This is a genomic window from Roseateles sp. P5_E11 (genome assembly GCF_054049355.1).
Window position 1 is genome coordinate 1 of sequence record NZ_JBFUMO010000934.1, and the last position, 1,516, is coordinate 1,516.

At 66.5% G+C, this 1,516-nt stretch carries 2 protein-coding genes; both read left to right on the forward strand.

Annotation, left to right across the window (positions count from 1 at the left end; genetic code table 11):
• Nucleotides 1-115: 115 nt before the first annotated feature.
• Complete coding sequence (locus tag ACXJKR_RS32220) at nucleotides 116-718, forward strand: chalcone isomerase family protein (RefSeq protein ID WP_082532890.1); 603 nt, start codon at nucleotides 116-118, stop codon at nucleotides 716-718.
• A gap of 37 nt (nucleotides 719-755) precedes the next feature.
• On the forward strand, nucleotides 756-1,516 hold a 761-nt coding region (locus tag ACXJKR_RS32225), incomplete at its 3' end, for a tripartite tricarboxylate transporter substrate-binding protein (RefSeq protein ID WP_457326323.1).

A 1,516-nucleotide genomic window follows, 5' to 3' on the forward strand; every position in this document is an offset into this window, starting at 1 on the left:
AGCAAGCAGGGCACGGCGCCGACGAAGTGGTGACCGAGCACATCGCCTGGGCCTTGTCCGCGCCGGAGTCGCCTGCCGCGTTATCGTCCGGCCCGCTGACCGTTGGAGCCCGTGAATGACTTTGTCCATCCGCCGCCGTGCGGCCGTTCTCGCCCTGGCCGCAGCCGCATCCATGCCCGCCCGCGCTGTCCGCTATGAAAACCAGGACTTTCCCGACACGCTGCAGCTCGGCGGCAGCACCCTGGTGTTGAACGGTACCGGCAAGCGCCAGGTGGCCATCTACCCGCTCTATCTCGCGGCCCTTTACCTGCCACAAAAGGCGGCGGCGCCCGACGCCATCTACGCCGAGGCCGGCCCCAAGCGGCTGGAGATGCGCATCGTCATTCCGCTCGTGAAGGACGTGTCGACGCAGGAATTCGTCAAGGCCATCGGCAAGGGGGTGAATCGCAACTCCACCGAGGCCGAGAAGGCGGCGGTGGCCGAGCGCCTGAAGCAGTTCAACACGGCCATCGCCGACGTAGGCCGCGTGAAGAAGGGCGACCTGTTGCACATCGACTATCTGCCCACCCAGGGTGGCACCGTCCTGTCGGTCAATGGCAAGGTCTGGGGCAAGCCCATCGAGGGCCAGGACTTCTACACGGCCTTCCTGAAGGTCTTCCTTGGCGACAGCAACAGCGATGCCCGGTTGCGTGCCGGCCTGCTGGGTCAGCCGTCCTGAACTAGCATCGCCCCATCAAACCAAGGAGACCGACTTCATGCAACGCCGTTCCGTCCTCCAAGCCGCCGCACTCGCCAGCCTCGGCCCCTTCGGGCATCTGGCCTGGGCGCAGGGCTACCCCGCCAAACCCATCCGCCTGATCGTGCCGTTCGCACCAGGCGGCACGACGGACATCATTGCCCGCATCGTCGCTGAGCGCATGTCCAGCGTCCTGGGCCAGACCATGGTGGTCGACAACAAGGCCGGCGGCGGCGGCACAGTCGGCGCGATGGAAATCGTGCGCTCCGCGCCCGACGGCTACACACTGGGCATGGCCACGGTGTCGACGACGGCGGCCAACCCGGCGATCAATCCCAAGATCGCCTACAACCCGCTGACCGACTTCACGCCCATCATCAACGTTGCGGCGACGCCCAACGTCATTGCCGTGCACCCCAGCTTCCCGGCGCGCGACTACAAGAGCTTCGTCGCCGAACTCAAGAAGAACCCGGCCAAGCACAGCTACGCGACCTCCGGCACCGGCGGCATCGGCCACCTGCAGATGGAGCTCTACAAGACGCTGGCCGGCGTCTTCGTGCTGCACATCCCCTACCGCGGTGCCGGCCCGGCGTTGAACGACACGGTGGCCGGCCAGGTGCCGATGATCTTCGACAACCTGCCCTCGGCCTTACCCTTCATCAAGGACGGCCGCCTCATTCCCATCGTCGTCGCCGCACCGCAGCGCCTGGCGGCRCTGCCGAATGTGCCGACCTTCAAGGAAGTCGGCCTGGAGGCCGTCAACCGCCTGGCCTATTACGG

Bases quoted from the DNA above. Each gene is read 5' to 3' on its own strand.
- ACXJKR_RS32220 (WP_082532890.1), top strand. From the start codon at position 116: ATGACTTTGTCCATCCGCCGCCGTGCGGCCGTTCTCGCCCTGGCCGCA.